Source organism: bacterium 336/3, from assembly GCA_001281695.1.
In the GTDB taxonomy this organism is placed as follows: Bacteria; Bacteroidota; Bacteroidia; order Cytophagales; family Thermonemataceae; genus Raineya.
In genome coordinates this window covers 2,026,274-2,052,514 of the sequence record LJIE01000001.1, presented here as the reverse complement: position 1 = coordinate 2,052,514, position 26,241 = coordinate 2,026,274, and the positions used below count along the sequence as shown (strand labels likewise).

The following is a 26,241-nucleotide window of genomic DNA, read 5'->3' as shown; positions in this document are numbered from 1 at the left end:
TTTGGAGAGCTTGAGATAATTTATACCTTTGCCTAAAATCAACTCAAAGGTTTTACTATCCAAATTTTATTGTATGTCTTTTCGTAAAGAAATTCGTTTATTTGATGCCGTCATGCTGGTAGCTGGCACCATGATTGGCTCCGGTATTTTTATTGTCAGTGCGGGCATTGCACAAAAAGTTCAATCTGTTTCATTGTTATTGCTTGTTTGGCTTGTTACAGGGCTTATCACCATGACAGGAGCTTTAAGTTATGGAGAGTTGGCTGCCATGATGCCCCAAGCAGGTGGACAGTTTGTATTCTTACGAAAAACATATAATAAACTTGTTGCCTTTTTGTATGGTTGGACAGTTCTTGGAGTTATCCAAACAGGAACAATCGCAGCTGTTGCTGTAGCCTTTTCTAATGCCTTTGGAGAGCTTGTTCCTTTGTTTCATAAGACTAATATCGTTTTTGAATTAGGCAAGTTTAAAGTAGGCTCTAATCAACTTTTAGCAATTGGTATTATTTGGTTACTTTCCTTTATTAATAGTAAAGGTGTACGCTATGGCACACTCATTCAAAATTGGTTTGGAAGTACCAAGATGATAGCATTGTTTGTTTTACTCATTGTTATTTTCATTTTTGGACGTAATCCTGAAGCCATTGCTCAAAATTTTGGAAAATATTGGTCAATGCCTGAAAACATTTCTTGGACAGCCATGATGCCTATTTTTGCTGTGGCAATGGTAGGCTCGTTATTTTCGAGTGATGCATGGAATAATATTAGTTTTGCAGGTGATGAAATTGTAAACCCTGAAAAAACTATTCCCAGAAGTTTAGCTCTTGGAACAGGGCTTGTTACAGTTATTTATCTCCTTACCAACATTGGCTATTTGGTGGCTCTCCCCTTACCTGAGATTCAGAAAGCCGAATTGGTGGCAACTACCTCTATCAGCAGTGTTTTTGGAAGTGTCGGTCTGATTCTGATGAGTGTCTTGATTATGGTTTCAACGTTTAGCTCTGATAATGGTTGTATTCTTTCTGGGGCAAGAGTGTATTATGCAATGGCAAAAGATGGCATTTTCTTTTCGGCTTTGGGTAAACTAAACAAAAATGATGTACCTCAGAATGCTTTGTATGTACAAGCAGCTTGGGCTTCGGTGTTGTGCCTTTCAGGTGCTTATGGCGACTTATTAGATTATGTAATGTTTGCTGTGATGCTTTTCTATTTCCTTACGATTTTAGCAATTTTTATTTTACGTAAAAAAATGCCAGATGCTCCCCGCCCATATAAAGCATTGTTATACCCTTATTTGCCTGCTTTGTATCTTATTTTGGTAACTGTTATCAGTATTATTTGGCTTGTAGAAATCCCTTATACTCGTTATGGTTTCTTGATTATTCTTTCAGGTGTGCCTGTGTATTTTTTATTTAAAAGTAAAGAAGAAACTAGCGTTTAATCAGCATCCCAAAAATTAGTATAAAAACCCAGTAACATACCCTCCTGATAATCAAAGAAAAAACCTTTATCAAATGTATCCCAAAGACTATATTTCAAAGACTCTTTTGGTTTTGAGGTATAGCTTTGAGCATTTTGAGGGGTATCTATCCAGATAGAAAATCTCTGCCAAGCAAGCTCTTCTCTTTCTTGAGGAGTTTGTTCAGGCAAAGGGGTTTCAAATGGTATTTCAATGTGCAGATTTATTTTATTTTTTCTAATAAAATAATGTATAGAGGCTTTGACAGTAAAATAATCTATGTGTATCTCATGCCATATAGATTCTGTGGAATTCAAATAAAACCATGCCACATCTGTATCAGCTGTAGGCTGACAAAATGCAAATTGTGGGTGTTTTAAAATGTTGATGTAATTGATATAGTTTGGCATAATTTTTTACTTTTCATCAGGAGAAAACTCATAATCAGTCATAACTCTGATACCAAAAAGCCCTTGTTTAAATGTATAACGAATATTACTTGAGCTTTCTATGGGTTTGTAGTCCCAAAAAACTTGTAAGCCTATGTACTCACCATATTTCTCATATCCATCATACTTTAATGTAATTTTTGAGCTTACTTTAGGTCTCCTATTTTTATAATATTGTAAATGAACATGATATTGATAGGTTTCTTGTGTAGGATATGAGCTAAAAAAATAATTGAAACATAAAAATAAACTCATTACAAAAGGTACTAAAGCAAATATATAAAGATATTTTTTAGATGTCTTTTTAAGAGGATATACCCATTGTGCAACAACAAAAGCAACAAGTATTGACAAAAGATATATTAATGCATAAGTTTGTAGTGTAATAAGCGTTTGTAAACCTATTCTTAAAAAAACAACAACATTGATTACACTTAATCCAACTATTTGAAATATTATATTGGTAACAATAGTTTGTATAGCATCATTTAAATTTCCCATTTTTAAGCTATCTAACCCATAATATACCAAATGACCTGTAATTGGAAGTGTAATGACTACTACAAAAACAGAACCCCAGAAAAAATCTTTGACATATCCTATATACAGTATAAATGGAATAAAAGTTAAAGCTAATATCATCCCAACCATTCCCCCTATTCTTACAAGAGCCAGATAATTATAGTCTTCATTGATAAATTTCTCAAAGTCTTCATGTTTTTTCTCAGCATAAAAATCTGCTTTATTCTTCACTTCTTTAATCCAAGTTTCATAATCAAAGCTTTTTGACTTGAGTTTCCTTTGCATTTTTCCTGAAACTACTTCATAAGCCTCTGTAAGGGCTATAAAAGCTTCTTGAGCCTCCTGAGATGTTGCATATTGATGATGAATTTCTTTGGTTTTATCAAAATAGGCTTGTTTGATTTTAGCCAGACTATCTTTTTCATTCACTCCTAAGAGCTGGTAATACCTAGGTATATCAATCATAATTATTTACAGAATTTAAAAACAAAGATAATGACTTTCAGCTTATTAGTAAAAGTTTATTGTTATGAAAAAGATTCGTATTCCCATTTTTTTAGCTACCATATATCTTTTGATATATGCCACTACACTCTACTGGACACCAGAGTACATTACAGCTATCATGTACTTATTTTCTCCTCTTATTGTGATTGGTTTAATTTTGATTGTACTCAAAAAAGGTGAGCCTAGTCACTTAACTTTTGATGAGGCTTTTTATGAAGATTATCCTACTAAAAAAAACTAATGTATTAATAAAGAAAAAAGGCTCGTAACAATACGAGCCTCTGTTTTATAAAAGTTCTTTTGGGAGAAAATGACTAAATGTATCTCCTCGTAGCCCTAAACGAATAGTTTCTACAGATATCACTTCATTGGGAGCTATATTTCCAAGATTTACATTTGCCCCAAGTAGTTTTACGAACCAAACTTGTTGTGATTTTTGAGGTGCCTCCCAAATAATTTTCTCAGCTGGAATAGTGTGAATAATCTCTTTCACAAGTCCTTGGCGTACTTCTCCAGAATCTCTAAAAAGCCCTACAGTACCTGATTCTCTCGCTTCACCTATTACCTTCCAAGCTCCTGCTTGCAATTCTGCTTGCATAAGTTCAATCCACTGATAAGGTGCCAATATTTTTTCAGCATCTTTAGAACCTACCTCAGAAAGTACTGTAACTTGTTTAGCTAATTCACTGATATAATTACATTTTTCTTCGTGTGGGAGTTCAATGGAACCATCAGAAACTTCAACATAAGGCATTTGGTATCTGTCGATCAATCTTTTATAATCGTCAAATTGTTTTCTAACGATAAAAGCTTCAAATAGAGTTCCTCCAAAATAAGTAGGAATATTGGCTGCTTTATAAGCATCTAATTTTCTTTGCAAATTAGCACTAACATAAGAGGTTGCCCAACCTAGTTTCACAACATCTATATGATCGCCTGCTACTTCTAACATATCTTCGATTTCTCTTACACTCAATCCTTTATCCATTACCATCGTAAGACCTGATTGACGAGGTTTGCCTGAACGTTCAGGCACATGCTGAAGGTTATAATTCATTATTTAGCTGATTTATAATTCTTAATATTATCTTTTATTTAAAATCTTCATGAGTGCTGCTACATCATTACGAACACTGCTATCTACTTCTCTCAAATCACTGATGGTTTGTATCGCATGAATCACTGTACTATGATCTCTACCCCCAAAATGAAACCCAATCGCTTTCAAAGAAAACTCTGTATATTCTTTACACAAATACATAGCCATTTGACGAGCAAGTGCCAAAGCTTTGGTTCTTGCTTTTCCTTTTAGTTCTTCTTCTGTTACACCAAAATATTGACAAACAGTTCTTTGAATAGAATCTATACCTACTTCTACATCATCAGGACGGCGATCATCTACTTTCTTAACAATATGTCTTACAGTTTCTTTAGCAAGTTGTACATCTATTTCTCTTCTATCAAGGTTTGACCTTGCCATTAATGAAACAATTACTCCTTCCAACTCTCTAATATTACTATCAATGCTATGAGCAAGATAATCAATTACATCATAACTGATGCTAATGCCTTCATTTTGAAGTTTTCTATGAATAATAGCAACTCTTGTTTCAAAATCGGGTTGTTGTACATCCGCTGTAAGTCCCCACTTGAAACGAGAAAGCAATCTATCTTCCAAGCCTTGAAGTTCCTTTGGAGGACGGTCACTTGTCATGATGATTTGCTTGCCATGTTGATGTAAATGATTGAAGATATGGAAAAACATTTCCTGTGTACGTTCTTTTCCTGAAAGAAACTGAACGTCATCAATGATCAATACATCTATTTTAAGATAAAAATTTGTAAGTTTTTGAAGATTATTGCTTTTAAGCTCTTCAATAAACTGATTAACAAACTTTTCGGAAGAAATATAAACTACTATTTTTTCAGGAGAATTGAATCGAACATGATTGGCAATAGCTTGTACCAAATGCGTTTTACCAAGTCCTACACCTCCATACAACATCAAAGGGTTGAATGCTGTTACCCCAGGTTTTTTAGCTACAGCAAAACCTGCTGAACGAGCCAATCTATTACAGTCTCCTTCTACAAAATTATCGAATGTATAATTTTCATTGAATTGAATATCTCTAAAAAAAGCATCATGCTCTTTCATGATTTGCTGTTTACGTTTCTGCAAATCGTGATTGGGCTTTTCTTCTTTACTTTTGATGTCCAATTCAATTTTATTATTAGGAACGGTCATGGTTTTGGGAAGGCTTTCAGCATTTCCTTTATCCACAACAAGCGAATATTCAAGTTTTCCTTCTGCACCCAATTCTTGGTCTATAGCTTTACGTAAAATATCTACATAGTTTTCTTCTATCCATTCATAATAGAATGGGCTGGGTACTTGTATTGTTAAGATATTATTATGAAGACTGACAGGTACCACAGGACCAAACCAAGTCTTGAAGGTATGCTCAGGCAGATACTGCTGAATTACACGTAGGCAATTTTCCCATACTACTCTATGGTCTTTTATCATCGGATTATGGAAAATTGAAGTTTTAAGCACAGTCGTTGTCTGTAGTTATTTATTTATATACTAAATACGTATTTTTTTTAAATCAGGGGAACAAAAGTGCTAAAAAAATTTCACAACTGAAAGTTAAGTTTTTTTTAAAAGCTCTCAAAAAACTACAAAAGCTTTATAATCAAATTATTATTTTTAAAAAAAATTTAGATTAAGAGTAAAGAGGAATCTCCATAGCTTAAAAAACGGTATTCATTATTTAAAGCATGTTCATAAACTTTTCGCCAATTTTGACCCATAAAAGAAGCTACAAGCAAAATAAGTGTAGTTTCGGGCATGTGAAAATTTGTAATGAGTCCTTTACATATTTTAAACCTATAACTTGGAAAAATAAAGATTTCTGTTTGTCCTCTAAGCTCTTCCAAATTATTTTTTTGCATCAAATCCAAAATGGCTTCCAATGCCTCTTTGGGTGAAGCAGGTGATTGAATGCTGTAAGGCAGTAGTTTTTCAACCCAAATAGTTGTATCTGTGATATTTTGGTCAATAATTTTTGCTCCAAACCAATAAATACTCTCAAGGGTACGCATGCCTGTTGTACCTACTGCCACAATGGTTTTATCAAGATTTTGGAGAATATTTTCAATATTTTTCTTGGAAACCACTATTTGTTCTGCATGCATGGTATGGTTTCTGAAATCGTCTGTTTCTTTGACAGGCTGAAATGTACCAGCCCCCACATGAAGCGTCAGGAAATCATAAAGAATCCCTTTTTGTTGCAGTTTTTCAAGCACTTCTTCTGTAAAATGCAAACTGGCTGTTGGAGCAGCCACAGCTCCCTCCTTTTCTGCAAAAACAGTTTGATAACGTTCTTCATCAGATTTTTGAGCTTCTCGTTTGATGTAAGGTGGTAGAGGCAATTTTCCCAAATAATGCAAAATTTCAGCAAAAGAAATAGCATCATTATCCCAAACAAATTCCACTTCATTTTCCTCCAGCAAATTGACTTGCAGATGCAAAGTTTGGTTTTCTATGGTTAATTCTTGGTGTAGAGCTTCCTTGAAACGTTTTCGATTGCCTATCATACAATTCCACACACACCTTTTTTTAGCCTCCATTGTAATAGCTACAATATTAGAGGGCTCTTTTGCCTCTAATAAAAATATTTCAATCGTTGCTCCTGTAGGTTTTGTAAAAAACAAACGAGCTGGAATTACTTTAGTATTATTGAAAAATAAAAAACTATCAGCAGGCAACAAATCAGGGATTTGATGAAAAGTATAGTCTTTGATAGTTTCATGTTGATAAACCAACAATTTAGCATCATCTCGTTTGGCAAGTGGTTGTTGGGCTATTTTGTGTGTAGGTAAATCGTAAATATAATCTTGTAGATTGAAGGATTCCAAGGTAATCGTGATTTTTAGTTTTTACTATCTTTTTTGCAAAATTAGGTAATTTTTCTCAAAATAAAAGCCCAAATGCGAAGCATTTAGGCTTTTAAAATTAAAATATTATTCTTTTTATTTTTTAGTAACTCTTACAGAAACTCTACGATTTTTGTCTCTTCCTTCTTCTGTATTATTATCAGCCACAGGGAACTGGTCTCCATAGCCTTCAGATGCTACACGAGTATCTGTAACGCCTAATTTTACCATTTCAGCTTTTACAGCATCTGCTCTTTCCTGAGAAAGTTTTAGATTGTTTGCAGGGTTTCCTACATTATCAGTATAGCCTCCAATCTTAATTTCCACATTAGGATATGCCTTCAAGATTTTTACAATATTTTCTAATTGCTCTTGCGATTCGGGTTTGAGTTTAGAGCTACCCGTTTCAAATAATAATCTATCAAAATCGAACCAAGTCGTTTTATCTACTGGTTTGGTGTTATCTTTGATAAAAGCAAGCAATTTACTTTCGATACCCAACTCAGGGATTTCAAGGGTTATACCATCAGGAAGTTTGTCTTCTTTGAATTTACCCAATTCTTCTTTGACGATAGCGTGTTTGGTATGGCTGTGGTCATGTCCTGCATGGTCGTGTCCTTCATGTTCATCTTTTTTTACAGGAGTTTCTACTTTAATGGTATCAGTATTTGCTTTTTCCGAAGAAAAATAACTTGCAATAGGTGTCCCTGATTTATAATCTTTGAGTTTATAGGCAAACCAAGTAAGTCCGAACACCACAATTAAACCACCAAATATCCACCAAAGTGCTACTACATCTTCATCTTCCTGATCATTTTTAGGATTTGTACTCATAAAATTATATCGTGTTTTATGTTGTTAAATATGTTTTTAATTTTGAAGTCAAAAATATGAAAATCTGATAATATAGTACATATTCTTTTAAAGATTTTTTAGAAGAAATGAATGTTTTTTTCATCTATTTCTATAAAAATGCTTTTTTTCGCTATTTTTTGAGGACTAAACATTTTTATTTTCTGCTTTCCAATGGTACAAAGTACTTCGTAGCCTTTACCAACATATTTTTGGGTTTGGATAGTAGCTTCCCATAGAGTAGGTATTTGAGAAATTTTGATATGCTCAGTCCGAATACAAGCTTTTTGTGGTTTTTGCCAGTAATTTTCAGAAAATTCGGGGCTTAAAATATTTTCATTTCCAAAAAGTGTAGCTATATAGCTGTTTTTAGGGCATTGATAAAGCATTTCGGGTGTACCTTGCTGTATAATTTTTCCATCTTTCATCACAATGATTCTATCTGCATAACTCAAAGCCTCTTGCGTATCGTGGCTGATGCAAACAGTAGTAATTTTATGTTTTCGTAAAATTCTAAAAATATCCTCTCTGATAGTATTTTTGGTGAAAGTATCAAGGTGGCTAAAAGGCTCATCCAAAAGTAAAATAGAAGGTTCATCTGCCAATGTCTGTGCCAATGCAATGCGTTGTAATTGCCCACCTGAGAGTTCTCTAGGAAGCTTTTGAGCAGCTTTTTCGAGATGACAGAGTTTCAGTAGTTCACGAATTCTTTTTTCTTGATATTCTTTTGTAAAACTGCGTAAAGGAATTCTCAAATTCTCAAAAACATTATGAAATGGCAAAAGTGGGTTATTTTGCTGAAGTATTTTGATAGATGGATAACCCGCAATCAATTTTTCTATCGTTGGGTATAATTTCTCTTGATCTAGGTAAATGCTTGGATTTTCACCATCAGGATTGAGTATGCCAGCCATGATCTTGATTAAGGTACTTTTTCCCGAACCACTTTCTCCTACCACAAAAACCATTTCACCTTGTTTTATTTCTAAATTAATATTTTTTAAAGCAACATTTTGCTCCTGATAAGATTTTGAAATATTTTTCAGATAAAGCATGTCTGTTTTTTATGAATAAAACACCTCAATATTTATTTTGTTTCATTGTATCATAAAAAAGGCTGTTAGTGATACCAACAGCCTTTTTTGATTATTCTTGTTCTGTCAAGTCCCAACGCAGTCGGGTTTCGTTCCAAAATAATTGGTATTCTCGTGGTAATAACACTTGATAATAGATATATCCTTTGTTTTCAGTGGCTACTCTCAGATAACCATAGAGTTGCTTTCCTGCTCCAAATTTATATTTTTTCCCTGATTTAGAAGATAATTTTTCCTTACGCCAAGTAAGGTTATCATCGCTAAGCTCAAACTCTAACTCTTTGTCTGTACTATTATAAATAGTTGCTCCTTGTTTTACCATTACAGGTAACTCTGTGCTTTCTTGAAGCACCAGATTATTTATATCACCTACAGGGTCAAGAGTATTTGCTACTTCATACTGTTTATTAGCCGAAATCCATGTTTCACCTGTTATAGATTTCGTCTTAGCTTGTCCATTTTGATTGGTACTTTCCACTGTAATTTTATATAAATATTTACCTTCTTTGGGCAGATTAAACTTTAGTATGCCTCTTAAATTTCCGTCTTGACTCAAATTTAACTCTTGACGTGTATTATTTATTTCAAGCGTTATTTTTGCTTGTTTTAGTTTTTCAGGTAAAATGTAAGTGGTTTCCATATCAAATTTTTTACCATTTTGAACATTGGTATTATTACTACACCCAGCTTTGGGATACATTTCGTTAAGAGCTTCAATATCTCCTTTACTCAAGCCCTCTCTTTGTCCGATATTACATGTAGATGTACAAGAGATGGTGGGTTGCCCATTGATACTAAAACCATATGCTCCATAGTGCATAATAGAGTCATAGTCATAATTTCCAAATTCTAAACTATTATCATAAGTTCTTGCTTCATAATTATGCTTATTTTGTTCTGGAATATTATCCCAATTGATTTTCACATATTTATCTCTATCAGGTCGGGTGTGTTCGTGCCACATACCCATTGCATGGCATATTTCGTGTACAACTGAACCAAAAGGACAATTAACACTCACATTAATTACTTGCTTGCCTCCTATCATACCTACATACGACCAACAACCATTATCCTGATTGACGAACTCCACATAATTTGCTTCTGAGCTTTGTGGCACAATACAAACATTGGTTTTTGCATTGATGTGCTCAATAGCTTGTAAGATTAACTCTTTTCTGGGATGTCCATCTGCAATTTTGTATGGAACAATAGCGTTTGTCCAACGATAGTTATCGCCTTTGATACCTACAGCTTTTGCTTTAGCAGTTTCTACAACAGCTATATCTCCTTCAAAAAACATATTTTTCCCTACCACATCTACTTCAATTTTTGAAGGATTTTTGCTAAATGGTAGTTGTGTAGTAATAGCTTTTTTACTGATAGCTTTTGACTTTTCGGGGGGTAAATCGTAACTGTATTGTTCTTGTGCAAAAGCCCAATACCCCAAAAAAATGATACATAGTGTACTAATCAATTTTTTCATACTTTTTGTTTTTGATGATGATGATTATTTCACTTCAATAGCAACTTCTGTTTCTTTTTCAATTTCTGAACGAAATTTATTGATACATTTTACTTGCGAATTTCCAGCCTTAACTGCCTGAAAAATTACTGTTACAGTAGATGCATCTCCACCTGCCATACCTGCAACTTGTTTTTGGTGAAAACGAGTATGTGTTTTAACTATTTTTAGCACTGACTCATCCGAACTCGTTACATCAGCCCAAATGCCTACTGAAGCATGCATCTTGTATTGAATGTAAGCCTTCTGACCTACTTTTAAGGTAACTTTCTTTGTTCCTAATGAAGAAAGATTCACCATGCCTTTTTCGGGTTTAAAAGGTTTTGTTTCGTCTTGGGCGTAAACAACAGACAACATTAAAGAGAATAAAACTGATAAAACAACTGATTTCATGATTGATATTTTTGTTTGTGAAAATTTAAAAACTGGGTGTATTTGTTTTTGTTGGGGTTGTATTGATAGTAGAACCTTTGTCTGTAAGATTACCAATAAAAAAACCAAATATGCTACCACATAAGCCCCCAAAAATATGAGCAAATTGTGAAACGTGGTTTTCTCCAAAACTATTCCAAACTTCTCTACCTATATACAAAACTAATACCAAAATAAATGTAAGAGGAATAACTTTTGCTTTCATGTTGGTAAAAGAAGCAAGTAAAATCATCATAAATACAATACCACTTGCTCCATATAAGCCATTGCTCATAAAAGTAACGTTCAAAATTCCTGTAATAAGGGCTGTTACAAACGACATGAGCAAGAGTAATTTTGTACCATATTTTTCTTCAAGAATAGGTCCAATAATTAGAATTAAAGAGAAGTTTCCAAATAAGTGATCCCAATTGGCATGCCCTATGGCATGTGAGAAAAGCCTGAAGTAATCTATAGGATTACTCACATCCATGGTATTGCCTACTGCAAAAAAACCTTTGGTTACATCATCACCTAAAACTCTTATGATGGTAGCCACCAAAGCAAAAGTAAGTGTAAAGGGTGCATTGTAAGTTATTTTCATAAAAAATGTGATAGCGTTTAATTAGAGGTAACTATCACAAAATTATATTTTTTTTTCAGAGAAACAAGTTTTTTTATACCTCTCTACTCCATTCTCTTGCTTTTTGACGTGTAAAAGTATCTGTTTGTAGCAAATTTTCAATTGTAGGGTTTTGGATAAAGTCTATTTTTTGCACACATTTTTCTACTAAATCAGACATCTGTAAAAAGCCTATTTCATCTTTTAGAAATAGTTCAACAGCTATTTCATTGGCTGCATTGAGAATGCAAGGAGCATTTCCACCCATTTTAAGAGCCTCAAAAGCAAGCCCCAAATTACGAAAGGTTTCTATATCGGGTTGCTCAAAAGTAAGACTGGGATATTTTGTAAAATCAAATCTTGGAAAATCAGAAGCGATACGATTTGGATATGCAAGTGCATACTGAATGGGCAGTTTCATATCGGGTAAACCCATCTGAGCCTTCATAGAGCCATCTTCAAACTGTACAATAGAGTGTATAATGGATTGAGGGTGAACAATCACTTCAATTTCAGAAGGTTCTAAATAAAAAAGCCACTTAGCTTCTATTACTTCCAAACCCTTGTTCATCAGTGAAGCTGAGTCAATAGTAATTTTAGCCCCCATAGACCAATTGGGATGTTTAAGAGCTTGGGCTTTGGTAACATTTATTAAATCTTCTCTTTTTTTACCTCTGAAAGGTCCACCAGAAGCTGTCAGGATAATTTTTTCGATTTTATTGTGAAATTCTCCAGCCAAACACTGAAAAATAGCCGAATGCTCAGAGTCCACAGGCAAAATAGGCACTTTATAGCGTTCTGTCATTTCGGTAATGATAGCCCCAGCCACTACAAGTGTTTCTTTGTTGGCAAGTGCAATGGGTTTTCTGGCTTCAATGGCTTTGAGTGTAGGCTCTAAGCCTGCAAAACCAACAAGGGCAGTCAGAACAATATCCACAGTTTCCATCTGTACCACAGATTTTAGAGCATTTGCTCCTGCAAATACCTTTATATCATGGGGTTGTAGAGCTTCTGCCACTTTATTATAAAGTGTGTCGTTGGCGATAACAACCGTATTGGGTTTGAACTGCAAACTTTGTTCAATGAGCAAATCTGCATTATTTTGAGCTGTTAGGACTTCTACTTCAAAAATATGGGGATTGGCAGCTATCACTTCTAAGGCTTGTGTACCAATAGAGCCAGTAGAGCCTAAAATAGCAACTCTTTTCTTTTGCATAAAAAATAAAATTAGGATTTTTTCTTTTTAGGGTGTTTGTCTCTGTAATCTAAATAGTAGCCTATTCCGCAAATTAAGGCGGTAAGGGTAAATATTAGGATGGCTGCGTATTTGAAAGGCATAATATTTTAACAATTATCTGTGAACACTTATCGATGAACAATATTTTTTTTATCATTCATCACTCATAAACTTATGATTGGAGGTTTTTGTTTAATTCAGGCACTTCAAAGTCTTCTTGATTTAGTTTATAATTCTGTAAGAATTCCATATTTAGTTTTCTTTTAAAAGGTATTATTTGTTTCTCTTCCAATTCTTTTTTCATTCTATCTGAAAACTGGTAAGCAAAATTTTCTTTTTCAGATGATAAAAAATTCTTATATGTTTCTTTTTCTGTAATGGCAAAATGATACAAATGACCTATTTCATGTAATAAAGTTCTGTATAACTGTGTATTACGAGCACTGTCAATATTGATTTGTATGTCGTATTGATTCTTTTTTTCAAGAATGAGGTGTCCGTCTCTTTTTAATCTATCCAATTCTTTCTGATTGTCTATATCTAATTTTTTAGACCATTTAAGCTTTTTAGAACAATTAATACTCTCTAAAATAATCGCTTTTTTATATTGATTTTCAAAAGAATATGAATAAATAAGTCTCCCCCAAACAGGTGAAATAAAAATTTCTTTTTTCTTAGGTTGTCTTAATACAACCATTTCTAATGCCTCCCAATATTTAAAATCGACTGATTTTAATATATGAACAATATCTTCAATACTACACGTATAAATAAAATCCTTTTTTGTACTTTCTACAACAAATAATATATTTTTATTCTCTAAATCTATTTCTAATTTTTTGTATCTACCTAATTTTTCGTAAAAATCCAGCATTTTTTTGGAATCGAAAGGCAATCTAAAAATAGATTGCTTCTTGATTCCTTGTTTGCTTGTTCCTATATTTTTATTTCTACGAATAGGATTTTTCATAAATATATCTAAACACTCACTTCTGCTTTGATGGCAGGGTGTGGATTGTAGTTTTCAAGTGTAAAATCTTGGTATTTGAAACTGAAAATATCTTTTACATCAGGGTTAATTTTCATAGTAGGTAATGGACGAAAATCTCTTGATAACTGTAAACGAGCCTGCTCCAAATGGTTCAGATACAAGTGTGTATCTCCTCCTGTCCAAATAAAATCCCCCAATTCTAAATCACAAACTTGTGCAAACATCATAGTCAGCAAGGCATACGAAGCAATATTGAAAGGCACACCTAGAAATACATCTGCTGAACGTTGATACAACTGACAAGAAAGTTTGCCATCAGCCACATAAAACTGAAATAAAGCATGGCAAGGCATGAGTTTCATGGCTGGTAAATCTTCTACATTCCATGCCGAAACCATGATTCTTCTTGAGTCAGGGTTGGTTTTGAGTTGCTTGATAGCATCAGAGATTTGGTCTATTGTCCCACCCTGACGAGTTTGCCAGCTACGCCATTGTTTGCCATAAACAGGTCCTAGATTTCCGTTTTCATCTGCCCACTCATCCCAAATGCTTACATTATTATCTTTGAGGTATTTGATATTCGTATCGCCATTCAGAAACCAAAGTAGTTCATGAATAATAGATTTTGTATGTACTTTTTTAGTCGTAACCAACGGAAAACCTTCGTTCAAATCGAAACGCATTTGATAGCCAAATACGCTGACTGTTCCTGTTCCTGTTCTGTCGGTTTTTTGAGTTCCTGTATTTAAAATATGTTCTAAAAGGTCGTGATATTGCTTCATAAAATAGTATAAAGATATGAGTAATGGGTATTTGGTTGCAAAATTAGCATTTTTTTAATAATTTTTATTTATGCTTTGTAGATATTATAGTTTTTAGGAGAAAGGAATAAAGAAAAAGGATAAGTTTATACTCTTTTTTCTTTTCTCAAAATTTCACCACAATAAACCCCTTAAATAAATATTATTTTCTTCCAAAATCAGCAGGGATTTCACCCCAAGTATCTGTTTCCCACTTGAGTACAGGGATATGCTTGTAATCATTTTCTTGTAACCATTTTTCTGCTCTGTCTATCAGTTCAAAAACGTCTTCATTTTGCTTTGTTTCAGCTTGTTCTGTTTTACAATGTTTGTTTCTAAGCCAAGCAAGAGCCGTTTTGCTATCAGAGTAAATGGGCATTTGTACATTGTTTTTGAGTAAAAAAGCCAACCCATGTACTATTGCCAAAAATTCACCAATATTGTTGGTAGAATCTTTAAAATCTTTTTGGTGGAAAATCACTTTACCAGATGGATAATGAACGCCTCTGTACTCCATATCGCCTGTTTGCATATTGCAGGCAGCATCTACACATAAACATTCTTTATAGGGTATTTTAATTTCTGTTTTTTTCTTAACAGTGGCTTCTTTACCTATATGTTGTGAGTAGCCTTGTTTAAAAGCCTTTTGGGCATCTGTTTGACTTTCAAAAGATTTGTATTTGGCATCTGTGAAGCCTGAAACTTGTTCTTGACATTTGTCCCAAGAATCATAAATACCAGCCTGCCTTCCCTTCCAAACTACATAATATTTCTTTTTTGCCATGAATTTGAATTGTAAGTTTTAAATAGTAAATGCTAAATGGAAAAGGAAAGTTTACCATTTAGCACTTTAAAATTGAATATTTTATAGTTGTTGTTTTATCCTATTCCTAAAATTGCTTTCAGTGGCTCTAAAACCTTCAAGGCTCTTTCTTCATCAAACAATGGCGATGTATGCAAAGACTCTCCTGTTTCCACAAGCAAATCTTGAGCTTGTACTGCTCCATGTTTTGCTTTTTCTCCAATTTGTTTGCGTTCTGGGACTTCAAATTTAGAGAACGTACGCCTTAAAATTGGCATGAGTTCTATAAATGTAGGCTGTTCTAAGTGAGCTACCCACAAATACAAAATATTCCAAAGAGTATGGTCGTAGATAAGTATCATACCACTGCCCTTTAAAAAGCCTTCGAGCCATGCAGCCGAAGCCATTGGGGTGTTTCCTACTGAAAGAGCTTGCGAAAATTCGTTAGCAGTTTCATCAGGACTAATTTCTTTAGCATCTAAAAGCAAACGACACACACAACCCACAATAATTCCATTTATGCCTTCTTTATGCAAAATCACTTTAAGAGCCTTATACCAAATTTCTGCCAATTCTTCAATTTGAAAAAGTTGGATAGCTTCATCTACTTTTTTGATGTTCTCAAAAAGACTATATGAATTTTTTTCGTCCAAACCATACGCTGTATTGGGCAAACCAATACAAATACGGCGAACAAATGTATCTACGAGTGCATTGATGACTGTTCTGTCGCCCTCACGAACACGAACATCGCCATAACGACCTGTATCTACCAAATTGGGCAATGCTCCCATTAGTTCAATCACATCTGCTGAGATAGAGGATAATTCTGTTATTTTAACAAGAATTTTGTCTATTGCCTCATAAATTTTAGCAGGAAAAGCCTTTTCTTTTACAATATTGGAGAGTTCTGCAATACTCTGATTGTCTTTGATGCTATCTAGTAAATATTGTGTAGAAGCTTTTTCAACAGTATTTCCCCAAAAACCTTTTTCAATCAAGTCTATCACCATTTCGGGCTTCCAGCGTGTAAACCAACTTTCTTTGAATGTTCCTTTACCTGAAGTATATTGCTTTCGAGCCCAATTGATACCCAATATTTGCAATTGATGTAAAAAGACACTTTTACTCAAATCTAAATCTTTGCGTAAGTCGAGTTCGTATGTTTTATCTAAATCCTTGACATCCAGACGATTTTTCTGGGATCTACTCTCAAAATCTGCCTGAATAGGCAATTTAGGTAAATCGCTGGGTACTTTCCCCATTACTTTGGCTACAATTAGCTCTTCTTCAATGAGTTTAAGTAGTATTTTATCTCCAAAACAAATGACAGATTGGGTTGCCTCGTTGAGTTCCATCAGTCCTGGGCGAGAGAGATCTCGCATAGAAGCGAGTGCTTCAGCAAGCCTAAAAGCCTCTATAACATGAGCTGTAGAGGTATCCATATCTTTATCTCTGAAAAGTCTGGCAACCTTCGAGAGCCAGCGAGTACCTTTGTCTTTGGGATATTTCCAGAGGTGATCATACCAACCTGGCGAAACAATACCAGCTCCATAGCCTGTAAACATACTCAAACGTGTATTTGTCCAAGGAATCCAAGTACAACCCACATTTGTTTTAGGTAAAGGCTTGAGCATTTCCTCATCTTGTTTGGTAACTTGCTTATCTTCAAAATTTTCTAATACAGGAGCATGCCAAGCACCACAAATCACTACAGCCGTTTTAAATCCTTGCTTTTTAGCTTCTCTGATAAGCTTTCGCATATAAGCCTCTCGTGCATCATCTCTTTGAGAAGCATGATTTTCCAAGTTTTCTCTTAAGACTTTCATGGCTTCAAAAACAGCCTCAAAATGGTCTTCCCAAGAACCTTTGATATGGTTTTGCTCAAAATGATGTTCCCACCAAAGCTCTGAATCGTCATAACCTGCCAATTCTGCCAAATGGCTGATAGGGTCTTTGGGAACATATTCTGGAATGATTTCTTCAGGAGTAGCTGTTGTATTTTCAGTTTCGTTTTCTAGAGTATCTTTGGGTTCATTTTCAGCGTTTTCAGCTTCTTTAGCCATTTGTTCTTCCAAAAGCTTTTGTTGTTCAGCTCTTTTGGCAAGTTCTATCCCAAAACTGTGGCTTAAGGGCAAATCCATCATTTGCACTTTTATATCATTCTTGAGGGCATACGTAATTGCCTGCCACTCAGGAGAAAAATGTGTAAACGGGTAAAAAACAGCCTGTGAAGGTTCATCGATATTATAGGCAAGCACCGAAACAGGTGGCTTCATTTCTTTATGAGTAATCCAAGAAGTTACAGAATCTAGTTCAGGAGGACCTTCTACCAAAACAATATCAGGTTTAAGGGCAGCAAGAGCTTCAGCTATATATTTTGCAGAACCTACGCCGTGGTGTCTGATACCTAAAATATGTAGTTTCATGGAGTTTCTGATTATAAAGTTTGAAGGCAAGATATAAAAGAAAAAGAAAATATGAAATGAAACATTTAAGGCAAATTCATGTCAAAATATAAAAAACTCATTTTCAAATATTTATTTTTAAACTTTGAATCGTTTGGGATAAGCCTCTAATGATACTTTAAAATACTCATCAAATTGTTCTTTAGGTGTTTGGTCATAGAAAGCGTTGATAGCCTCTAAAAAAGCTTCTAAACTTGGTGCTAGTACATTTCTCGCTTCATAATCGTGATTATGTTGTAATATTTGTCCTTTTTTTCCTGTAAATGTTCCTTCCATATCATAACAGATATAATCGCCTCTACCATTATGAAATAGTGGAATCCAATCTTTATTCCACCAATTTTCTCTATCAAAATCTTTCCCTATCATTGCTGTCAGGTTTTGGGCTATTTCGAGAGATTTTTCAAGAGGAATCATCATAGAATTATTAACGAAAGTCTCATAGAGTTTCTCAGGTTGCCCATTTTTCCATAAATACAATTTTTTTAAATCTTCAGGAAGGTTTTTTTGAAACAGTTTTTCAATTTTTTCTATTTGGGAAGTTTCTATCCCTAGTTGAAGTTTATTGTAAAACTCTGTTCTCTTAAGAGAAAGATGAGCTTCTAACTTTTCTAAAACAGATTCCATATCATACTATTAGACAATATTTTATTTGCAACATACAAAAGAAAACATTCAAATAGTAGTTTTTTTACTTCATTTTTATATATTTGAAATAACTTTTTTCCATTATTCTTTTATGTATTCTAAAGAAAGATTTATCCCTTTGGGCTTGAAAATCAGAGTTCTTTTTGGTGATGTTTCATCTATTGTTGGTTTTTCTATAATGGCTTTGGGGCTTATTTTTGTCATTGTTTTTGTAGGTTTTGCCGATTTTTCGGATTGGAAGTTTAAACCTGATAGCCCTAAAACACAAGGAATTATTACTACTATTGGGGCAACTAACAGTAAAGAGAATAAAAACAGAATTTATGCTTATTATTATGAATTTTCAGATAACAAAGATACTAAACAAACAGGCGTTTCGTATGGCTATTCTGGACAATACCAAGTAGGCGATACTCCTACTATTATTTATTTGACAGAAAAACCTACCTATTCCCGCATTGAAAATCTTAGAAAAGAACCCTTTGGTATGTTTGTTGTTTTTACTGCTATTTTTCCATGTATTGGATTAGGTTTTGCTGTGTTTGGTGTCCTTACAGGTTTAAAAAACTTAAAAATTTTAAAATATGGCATGATTGGGTATGGGAAGTATATCCGAAGTGAAGCAACCAATACCAAAATCAATGGACGAAGAGTAATGAGATTGTATTTTGAAATGATGGTAGGTGATAAAAGCTATACTGTTACAGCCTCTTCGCACCAGCCTGAGCATTTGTTAGATGAAGCTCAAGAGATGTTATTTTATCTACCTCAAGAGCCTACAAAAGCTGTTTTAAAAGATGCTTTGCCTGGTCGCCCTAAAATATTGAGTGATGGTTCTTTAGAGGATTACTCTCTATTTCCGAGTGCTTTATTTCTTTTATTGCCTTTAACTGTTTTGATTGAATTACTTATTTTTTATAAGATGATGACTTCTTAAATTTTTATTTAACTAAAAAACAAATGGTTATGCAAAGAATCAGATTTGTATTGTGGTGCTTTGTAGTGATAGGACTACAAACTTCATTTGCTCAAAGTAAGGCAGGAGATATTGCTGTTTCAAAACTACCTGCTGAAGTAAAACAGGTTTTGGAAGAATATGTGAATATTCTGACCTCTTCCAAAGATTTAGATGAATGTGCTCAGCGTTTTACAAGTATTGCTGGAGGTGGTTTGATAAACGAAGACCCTGTAAATGTAACATTAAGGCAAACAGTTCAACCTTTTTCACTCAAAAAGGACTTCAATAATATTAAGTTTTATGCTCAACCTGTCAAAGTTACACGAGTAAATGTTTCTAAAACAGGTGGCTCGGGTTATGGGGCTTCGGCTGTAGCTGGAACTATTTATAAAATTTGGATTGATAAAAAAGATCCCAAACAAGGAATGCCAGCCCCTGTGAGTATTGTTGTTCCTGAAAACCATTCTACCATCAAAACTCCTAAAGTAATGAATATTGGTAGTTTTTAAGACATTAAAATTCTTTATTGCTAACAAAAAAAGTGTGGGTGTTAAACTCACACTTTTTATTTTTATTTAGAATAATTAAAAATAAAAAATATTTTTTACATTTGCCTGCATTTTTAGCTCGCTAAACCCTACCAAATGGTTTCCACAGATTTCGAACATATTCATTCTCAGATTCATCTTTCTATCCAACAACAAATTTTTGAAGGAGAATCTTGTGTAAATATCCAAGAAAAAGCTCATAGTTACCTCCTACAATACTTTTTAAATCCAACTTCCTGTGTTTTTGACCTTAATGGTGCTTATTATAATATAACCATTGAACTTGAAAAACATTATCTGGAAAGATACAAAACTTCTACCCTGCTTGTTACCAGACAAGAAAGCATTTGCTGTAACGTACAAGGAAAATTATTGGACATGATTCATTGTGATTTAAAGGGCATTGAACGAGAGATTTTCTTAGAAAGTCAGATTCTATACTTAATTCATTATCTGTTTAAAAACAATCATTTTTATGAATCTCATTGTGGCTGTACACAATGTGGACTATCCCAAAAGACAACTGAAACAACAAAAGTAAAACATGCTCATCAGTATATTCAGGAGCATTTACACGAAAAACTTACAATTCCTGAGATCGCCCAAACTGTTGGAACTAACCAATGTTATCTCAAAAAGGGTTTTAAAGAGTTATATGGATGTACTATTTTTGATTTCGTTTTGGAAAACAGAATGCTCAAAGCTGAACATTTTTTAAAAAATTCTGATAAAAAACTCATTGAAATTGCTGAATTGGTGGGTTATTCCTCTCTGAGTAGCTTCAGCAAAGCCTATAAAAACTATTTTGGGATTAGTCCCAGCCTTGTAGAACATTAATTTTTTTCCGATTTACCAAATCAATTTCCTGATTTGACAAATACAGCGTAAGAAGTATTTATACTTTTGTGTCATTATTTATATTTAGTCTAAATAAACCAAAATATGAAATATATACTTCTACCAGCTTTTATTTGTATGAGTTCTTTGGTTTTGGCTCAAAGCCAAACCAAAGACTCCACTCGTCAAGAAGCCATTGAAGAAATCTCTGTCAATGGTTCTATTATCAAAACTTCTAAAGTTTCTAAGAATAAGTTAGAAGAAATGGATTTGCCTCAAGCTATGAGTGTTTTAGACAATAAAATACTTCGAGAACAACAAATTATGAACCTTACAGATGTTCTTAAAAATGTGAATGGTATTTACATTATGGGCAATACAGGTGGTTATCAGGAAGAAATAGCTTCCAGAGGTTCTAATATTTCTACCACCAATACATTCAAGAATGGTATCCGTTTTTTTAATGGAATGAAAATAGAAATGAGTGGCATTGAAAAAGTAGAAATTTTGAAAGGCAATACAGCCATCGAATATGGGAATGTTGCTCCTGGAGGTGTTTTAAATATCATTACAAAAAAACCAAAATTCAATTTTGGAGGAAATGCCAGCCTTACAGTAGGTAGTTTTGAGAACTATAAACCTCAAATAGATGTATATGGCTCACTGAATAAAGAAAAAACCATTGCATTCAGGCTCAACGCTTCACATCAACAAGCTCAGAGTTTCCGAAAATATGTAAACTCCAATACTTTTTATGTAAATCCATCCTTACTTTTTAAAATTTCAGACAATTCTACTCTTTTACTAGAAGGAGACTACATCAAGAGCAGTACCATTCCCGATTTTGGAGCAGGAATCATCAATTATGAGGTTGTGGATATTCCCAGAGAAAGATTTCTGGGTGTTACTTGGGGCAAATACAACGCTGAACAAGGCTATGCTTCAGCCAGATACGACTGGCAGATTTCAGAAAAATGGCATCTCAATGCCTTGATGGGCTTTAGAAATTATGCCACAGACTTATTTTCTAACACAAGACCTAACGCTTCAGGTGGAATTATCCAAACAAATGGTACTTGGCGTAGAAGTATTCAGCGTTCCACAAACAATGATACCTATTTTATCCAACAAATAGATGCCAATGTGAGTTTTAAAACTGGAGCCATTGAACATCAGGCTCTTGTGGGTGCAGATGCAGAGCGTTTTATTACCAATACAACTGCCTATAGAACCTTCTCCAATTACGATGAAATCAATATTTTTCAAGATTATGACCCTAATGCACAACCTACTATACCTAATTTAGACCCAAGTACAGCTACAAAAAACCCTATTAATCGTTATGGGGTGTATGCCCAAGACCTAATTAGTTTTCCTAAGTACGTAAAGTTGTTTGTAGGAATACGTTATAACCAAATTAAATCCATTTCCGATGTATTTACTTATGGTGTCAATACACTTACCTCAACAGAAAAAACAGATAAACCATTTTCTCCTAAATTGGGTATTATTCTTCAACCGAACAAAAAACATACTGTATTTGCGAGCTACTCAAACTCTTTTTCACTAAATACAGGTGTTGATATCAACGGAAATGCTTTAAGTCCCTCTATCATAGACCAATACGAAGTGGGTATTAAAAACCGATTATTCTCTGAAAAACTACAATTCAATGTAACAGCCTATCAAATTATCAATAGTAATTTGGCTCAAACATCTCTTATCAATGGCAATACAAACGCTAATATCAGAGAACTGGCAGGCGAAACAAAATCGAAGGGTATTGAGGTAGATGCTGTTTTCAAGCCTATCAAAAACCTTTCTGTGATGTTTGGATATAGTTTCAACGAAACCAAATATACACAAAGCAACATCTATGTCATTGGTAGTGAGCTTCGTTACAATCCCAAAAACACAGCCAATGCTAGTATCAGTTATACATTTTCTCAAGGTACATTAAAAAATCTGAATGTAGGTGTCATTAGTCAATATTTTGGTAGTAGATTTGCGGGGCGTTCTACTCGTTTAACCGTAGATAACGATACGTTCAAACTCATTCCTCTTTCCAATTACTTCTTGGTAGATTTTGTAGTGGGTTATGAATACAAAAATTGGCGATTAAACGGAAAATTAGCGAATATTTTCAATGAATTAAACTATAACATTCATGATGATAACAGCTTAAATCCGATTACACCTGCCAATTTTTCAGTTCAATTAGGTTTTACATTTTAATCAGTTTTAAGTTCAATGAAAATGACAATTCGTTCTATTCACAGAGATTTAGGGTATTTTTATGTAGGTTTAATCATTTCTTTTGCCTTTTCGGGAATACTGATGAACCACAGAGACCAATGGCATGCAGAAAAATACACCATTGAAACAAAAGAGTTTCAGACACAACTGCCCAAAGAATCGGAGATTACAGAGGCTTTTGTAAAAGGATTTGTTTCTAATGAATTAAAAATCAAAGATAAATTTAGAAGACATACTCTCAAAAACGATAAACTTCGCATCAATTGTGAACGCCACGAAATAGAAATTGATATGAAAACAGGGAAAGGAGAAGCTACTGAGTTTAGAAAAACGCCTATCATCAGCCAAATGATGGGTTTACATAAAAATACTTCCAATTGGTGGATTTATTATTCTGATATTTTTGGACTTTCATTAATTACCATTGCCGTTACAGGTATGTTTGTGTTGCCTAAGGGGAAACTTTCATTCAAATCGAGAGGTTGGAAATTGGCTGTTGCAGGTTTGTTATTTCCTTTGATATTTTTGATATTCTTAGCTTAAGAGATTTTACACTACAAAACTATTTTATTAAAAGAGGCATTTATAAATGTCTCTTTTTTTGTTTTGAAATTATAATTCTACATTTGAGTTTTCTTCTGTTTATATGCTTTTTATTTACATTTTATATATTTTTACGTTTATCCTTGCTCCAGTCATTAGCAATCTCATTATAGAAAATGTTATATTTCAATCTTATAAAAAATACTTAATTGGATTTAGTATCTTCTTTTTTATCCATAATCTTTTTTGGAGTTTTGGATATTCCATTCAAGGAAATTTTCCTGATTACATTATTTTTTCTTTAGAATATTTTTCTGTTTGTCTTTGGTTACTGTTAGGATTTAGAGTTAAAAAATCATATATAAAAGTTTTAAGCATATTAGGTTTTATCCCTGTTGGACTTACTCTCATATTAGCTTCTTTTTTTCTTATTTGGTTTCCTCCAATTACTCAAGATTATATTCCTTATCAAAACTATTCTTTTGGGTATCAAGATAATCATTACCAAACAAGAGTGTTTGTATATGGCTTTGTTACCTTTGTAGATACCAAATATACTTTTCAGACTTATCAAGTTTTTGAAAATGTACCCATAGAATATCATCTTGATACGACTCTACTTTCTAGCATCAAAAATTCATTTGTTTACGCCTTAAAAGACTTTAATGTCAGAATAACTGAATATCAAGGGCAGAAACAATTAATATTTTCAAGTGGAAAATCTTTTTATACCAAAAATATTATATTATAACATCATGAAACAAAAAGCTATTTTCAATTGGAGTGGAGGAAAAGACTCCTCACTCGCCTTGTTCAAATTATTACAAAGCCAAGAATATGACATTTTGTGCTTGCTGACAAGCGTGAGCGAGCAATATCAGCGTATTTCGATGCATGGCGTACGAACTGAACTTTTGGAGTTACAAGCTCAAAGTATTGGAATCCCACTTCAAAAACTCATGATTCCCGAAATGCCCACGATGGAGGTCTATGAAAAACAGATGATTGAAACCCTTACAGTTTTAAAAAATCAGGGAGCAAGTGTTTCAGTTTTTGGAGATATTTTTTTAGAAGATTTACGGACTTATCGTGAAAATCAGTTAGCTAAAATTCATTTAAAAGGTGTTTTCCCACTCTGGAAACAATCTACCAAAGAACTTATCAGGGAGTTTTTAGATTTAGGTTTTAAAACCATTATAACCTGTGTAAACGAAAAATATTTGGATAAAAGTTTTGTAGGAAGGGTAATTGATGAAGATTTTCTGAAAGATTTACCTTCTCATGTTGACCCTTGTGGCGAAAATGGTGAGTTTCATACGTTTGTTTATGATGGACCTATTTTTCAAAAACCTGTTTCTTTTCAAATTGGTGAAATAGTACACCAAACCTATACGCCTACTCCAAAAAATAATGATGATGGTTATGAATGTGGTGAAAAAGAAGAAAACCAAAAACCTTTTGATACAGGTTTTTGGTATTGCGATTTGCTAATAGTGTAAATATCAGAAAAATGAATTTAAGGCTTATATGAAAGTATTCAGTTTTGTATTGGAATTTCATCCATTGCCATACGATTGCACTTCATTAAAATTTCTTGTAACTCTGAACCCTTTGAACGCAAAGGGTCAATTACTTTGATAAGTGTAGTTCTCATATAATACAATTCTTCACGATTATACTTTTTTGAACCTTTTACCATATCCAATTCCATAAGAGCTTGTTGTTGATTTTCTTTTGGATTAAACCAGCCATTTAACTCCGAACACTGATGACATACACCATTTTTATTGATTAATGCACAACGATTATCAAAAATATCTATCATGGTTTTTCTTCCATCTTGTAATAAGTATTTTATAACACCCTCAGTTTTATCAAGTATCAAACATATTTCAGAAACTGAGAAATCATATACATCTTTGAGTATGATGGCTATTTGATTTTCTATGGGTAAATTTTTTGAGATACAAGTAAAACAAGTATCAATATGCTCTTTCATATCATACTTTGCATCTGTGGCTGTTTCATGAACTTTCACAATCTCGTTTCGTAACGAAGGGTTTTCAAGCACCAATTTTTTAGCTTTTTCACTTACATTGGGTGTCCATCTTTTTTGTCGTTGTAAATAATTGTATGCCAAATGAGTCGCTATTTGAAATATCCAAGTTTTTAGAGATGACTCCCCTTTAAAGGTTGAAAGTTTGTCAAAACCCTTGATAAACGTATCGTGTGTAATGTCTTCTGCATCATTGCGATTGGCAAGGAGTCTATACAAGTAAGATTTCAAATGATTTTGAAATTCAGCAAAAAGAGTTTGAAATGCGTTGATATCTCCACTCAACGCATTTTTCAATGTTTCTGTGTTCTTCATATCAGTTGTTTAGCCAATTTATCGCTTCTTGAAAAGTAATGAAGTTTCGTGTTTCAAATTTACCATTTTCAGCAGGAATGTCCTTCATAAACGGTAAAAACTCTGGTTTAGTAATATAAGCAAATTTATAGACACCTAACTTATAATAACGTGGATTCAATTCTTCTTCACGCCAAATTGTAAACTCTTCTGGTAACTGAAAGTTAAATTTGCAAGTATCTACCAATAAGTGTTTTGACTGGTATTCCCATGCAAAACCTGCAAAATTATTGCAAGCTGCTTGAAAATCTTCATAATTCATTTCTGTTGTTTTATCTGTCCAATCAAAGAATATAATGGATGGCTTCTCAACTAACAATTGAAAACTGTATAGCGAATTTTTAAATAATGTTTTCATTTTTT

At 33.5% G+C, this 26,241-nt stretch carries 23 protein-coding genes and 4 pseudogenes; 9 read left to right on the top strand and 18 right to left on the bottom strand.

The features are described from left to right. The first annotated feature begins 73 nt into the window (after positions 1-73). Positions 74-1,441 carry a hypothetical protein gene (locus AD998_09490; GenBank protein KOY86345.1) on the top strand — a complete coding sequence of 456 codons (1,368 nt, stop codon included), beginning with the start codon at positions 74-76 and terminating at the stop codon, positions 1,439-1,441. Here AD998_09490 and AD998_09485 read toward each other — a convergent pair. Further along, positions 1,438-1,869, bottom strand: a complete 432-nt coding sequence (locus tag AD998_09485; protein KOY86344.1) for a hypothetical protein — start codon at positions 1,867-1,869, stop codon at positions 1,438-1,440. The two genes, AD998_09490 and AD998_09485, sit on opposite strands and share 4 nt — an antisense overlap. A 6-nt stretch (positions 1,870-1,875) precedes the next feature. Next, positions 1,876-2,895, bottom strand: coding sequence for a hypothetical protein (locus tag AD998_09480; protein KOY86343.1), 1,020 nt, complete (start codon positions 2,893-2,895; stop codon positions 1,876-1,878). 64 nt (positions 2,896-2,959) lie between these two features. Here AD998_09480 and AD998_09475 point away from each other — a divergent pair, with 64 nt between their 5' ends. Beyond that, positions 2,960-3,178 (top strand): hypothetical protein, encoded by a 219-nt coding sequence (locus tag AD998_09475; protein KOY86342.1) that lies wholly within the window; start codon positions 2,960-2,962, stop codon positions 3,176-3,178. A 45-nt stretch (positions 3,179-3,223) separates the two neighbouring features. On the opposite strand, the gene AD998_09470 is transcribed toward AD998_09475, so the two are convergent. From AD998_09470 to AD998_09405, 14 genes and pseudogenes are all read right to left on the bottom strand, one after another. After that, a complete protein-coding gene (locus AD998_09470; GenBank protein KOY86341.1) occupies positions 3,224-3,994 on the bottom strand; it encodes a phosphosulfolactate synthase in 771 nt (256 codons plus the stop codon). Positions 3,995-4,021: 27 nt separating this feature from the next. After that, the gene (locus AD998_09465) at positions 4,022-5,464 is read right to left on the bottom strand and encodes a chromosomal replication initiation protein (protein KOY86340.1); all 1,443 of its coding nucleotides are present in this window, start codon (positions 5,462-5,464) and stop codon (positions 4,022-4,024) included. 194 nt (positions 5,465-5,658) lie between these two features. After that, positions 5,659-6,858, bottom strand: a complete 1,200-nt coding sequence (locus tag AD998_09460; GenBank protein ID KOY86339.1) for an S-adenosylmethionine tRNA ribosyltransferase — start codon at positions 6,856-6,858, stop codon at positions 5,659-5,661. Positions 6,859-6,972: 114 nt separating this feature from the next. Beyond that, a pseudogene (locus AD998_09455) lies at positions 6,973-7,437 on the bottom strand (flagellar motor protein MotB). A 617-nt stretch (positions 7,438-8,054) separates the two neighbouring features. Then, positions 8,055-8,783 (bottom strand): annotated as a pseudogene (locus AD998_09450) (hypothetical protein). A 733-nt stretch (positions 8,784-9,516) separates the two neighbouring features. Beyond that, positions 9,517-10,206 (bottom strand): annotated as a pseudogene (locus AD998_09445) (hypothetical protein). A gap of 126 nt (positions 10,207-10,332) precedes the next feature. After that, positions 10,333-10,740 carry a hypothetical protein gene (locus AD998_09440; protein KOY86338.1) on the bottom strand — a complete coding sequence of 136 codons (408 nt, stop codon included), beginning with the start codon at positions 10,738-10,740 and terminating at the stop codon, positions 10,333-10,335. A gap of 25 nt (positions 10,741-10,765) precedes the next feature. Beyond that, positions 10,766-11,362: a hypothetical protein gene (locus AD998_09435; GenBank protein KOY86337.1), complete on the bottom strand. Its 597-nt coding sequence runs from the start codon at positions 11,360-11,362 to the stop codon at positions 10,766-10,768. 73 nt (positions 11,363-11,435) lie between these two features. Then, on the bottom strand, positions 11,436-12,596 hold the full coding sequence (locus AD998_09430) for a 1-deoxy-D-xylulose 5-phosphate reductoisomerase (protein ID KOY86336.1): 1,161 nt from the start codon (positions 12,594-12,596) through the stop codon (positions 11,436-11,438). 193 nt (positions 12,597-12,789) lie between these two features. Continuing rightward, on the bottom strand, positions 12,790-13,587 hold the full coding sequence (locus tag AD998_09425) for a hypothetical protein (GenBank protein KOY86335.1): 798 nt from the start codon (positions 13,585-13,587) through the stop codon (positions 12,790-12,792). 8 nt (positions 13,588-13,595) lie between these two features. Next, positions 13,596-14,390, bottom strand: a complete 795-nt coding sequence (locus AD998_09420; protein ID KOY86334.1) for a thymidylate synthase — start codon at positions 14,388-14,390, stop codon at positions 13,596-13,598. A 181-nt stretch (positions 14,391-14,571) separates the two neighbouring features. Then, positions 14,572-15,192, bottom strand: a complete 621-nt coding sequence (locus AD998_09415) for a ribonuclease H (protein KOY86333.1) — start codon at positions 15,190-15,192, stop codon at positions 14,572-14,574. A gap of 95 nt (positions 15,193-15,287) precedes the next feature. After that, positions 15,288-17,639: a hypothetical protein gene (locus tag AD998_09410; GenBank protein KOY86332.1), complete on the bottom strand. Its 2,352-nt coding sequence runs from the start codon at positions 17,637-17,639 to the stop codon at positions 15,288-15,290. Between the two features lie 117 nt (positions 17,640-17,756). Next, positions 17,757-18,305, bottom strand: a complete 549-nt coding sequence (locus AD998_09405) for a benzoate transporter (GenBank protein KOY86331.1) — start codon at positions 18,303-18,305, stop codon at positions 17,757-17,759. 25 nt (positions 18,306-18,330) lie between these two features. Between AD998_09405 and AD998_09400 the strand changes: the two genes are divergently transcribed. From AD998_09400 to AD998_09370, 7 genes and pseudogenes are all read left to right on the top strand, one after another. Next, a complete protein-coding gene (locus tag AD998_09400; GenBank protein KOY86330.1) occupies positions 18,331-19,263 on the top strand; it encodes a hypothetical protein in 933 nt (310 codons plus the stop codon). A 29-nt stretch (positions 19,264-19,292) separates the two neighbouring features. After that, positions 19,293-19,793, top strand: coding sequence for a hypothetical protein (locus AD998_09395; GenBank protein ID KOY86329.1), 501 nt, complete (start codon positions 19,293-19,295; stop codon positions 19,791-19,793). Positions 19,794-20,366: 573 nt separating this feature from the next. Beyond that, a pseudogene (locus AD998_09390) lies at positions 20,367-20,669 on the top strand (hypothetical protein). A 105-nt stretch (positions 20,670-20,774) separates the two neighbouring features. Next, the gene (locus AD998_09385) at positions 20,775-22,904 is read left to right on the top strand and encodes a ferrichrome-iron receptor (GenBank protein ID KOY86328.1); all 2,130 of its coding nucleotides are present in this window, start codon (positions 20,775-20,777) and stop codon (positions 22,902-22,904) included. 15 nt (positions 22,905-22,919) lie between these two features. Continuing rightward, positions 22,920-23,468, top strand: coding sequence for a hypothetical protein (locus AD998_09380; protein KOY86327.1), 549 nt, complete (start codon positions 22,920-22,922; stop codon positions 23,466-23,468). Positions 23,469-23,571: 103 nt separating this feature from the next. Then, positions 23,572-24,219 carry a hypothetical protein gene (locus AD998_09375; GenBank protein ID KOY86326.1) on the top strand — a complete coding sequence of 216 codons (648 nt, stop codon included), beginning with the start codon at positions 23,572-23,574 and terminating at the stop codon, positions 24,217-24,219. 4 nt (positions 24,220-24,223) lie between these two features. Beyond that, a complete protein-coding gene (locus tag AD998_09370; GenBank protein ID KOY88130.1) occupies positions 24,224-24,967 on the top strand; it encodes an ATP-binding protein in 744 nt (247 codons plus the stop codon). Between the two features lie 38 nt (positions 24,968-25,005). On the opposite strand, the gene AD998_09365 is transcribed toward AD998_09370, so the two are convergent. Beyond that, on the bottom strand, positions 25,006-25,839 hold the full coding sequence (locus tag AD998_09365) for an RNA polymerase subunit sigma-24 (GenBank protein KOY86325.1): 834 nt from the start codon (positions 25,837-25,839) through the stop codon (positions 25,006-25,008). Position 25,840: 1 nt separating this feature from the next. Further along, the gene (locus tag AD998_09360) at positions 25,841-26,236 is read right to left on the bottom strand and encodes a hypothetical protein (protein KOY86324.1); all 396 of its coding nucleotides are present in this window, start codon (positions 26,234-26,236) and stop codon (positions 25,841-25,843) included. Positions 26,237-26,241 lie beyond the last annotated feature (5 nt).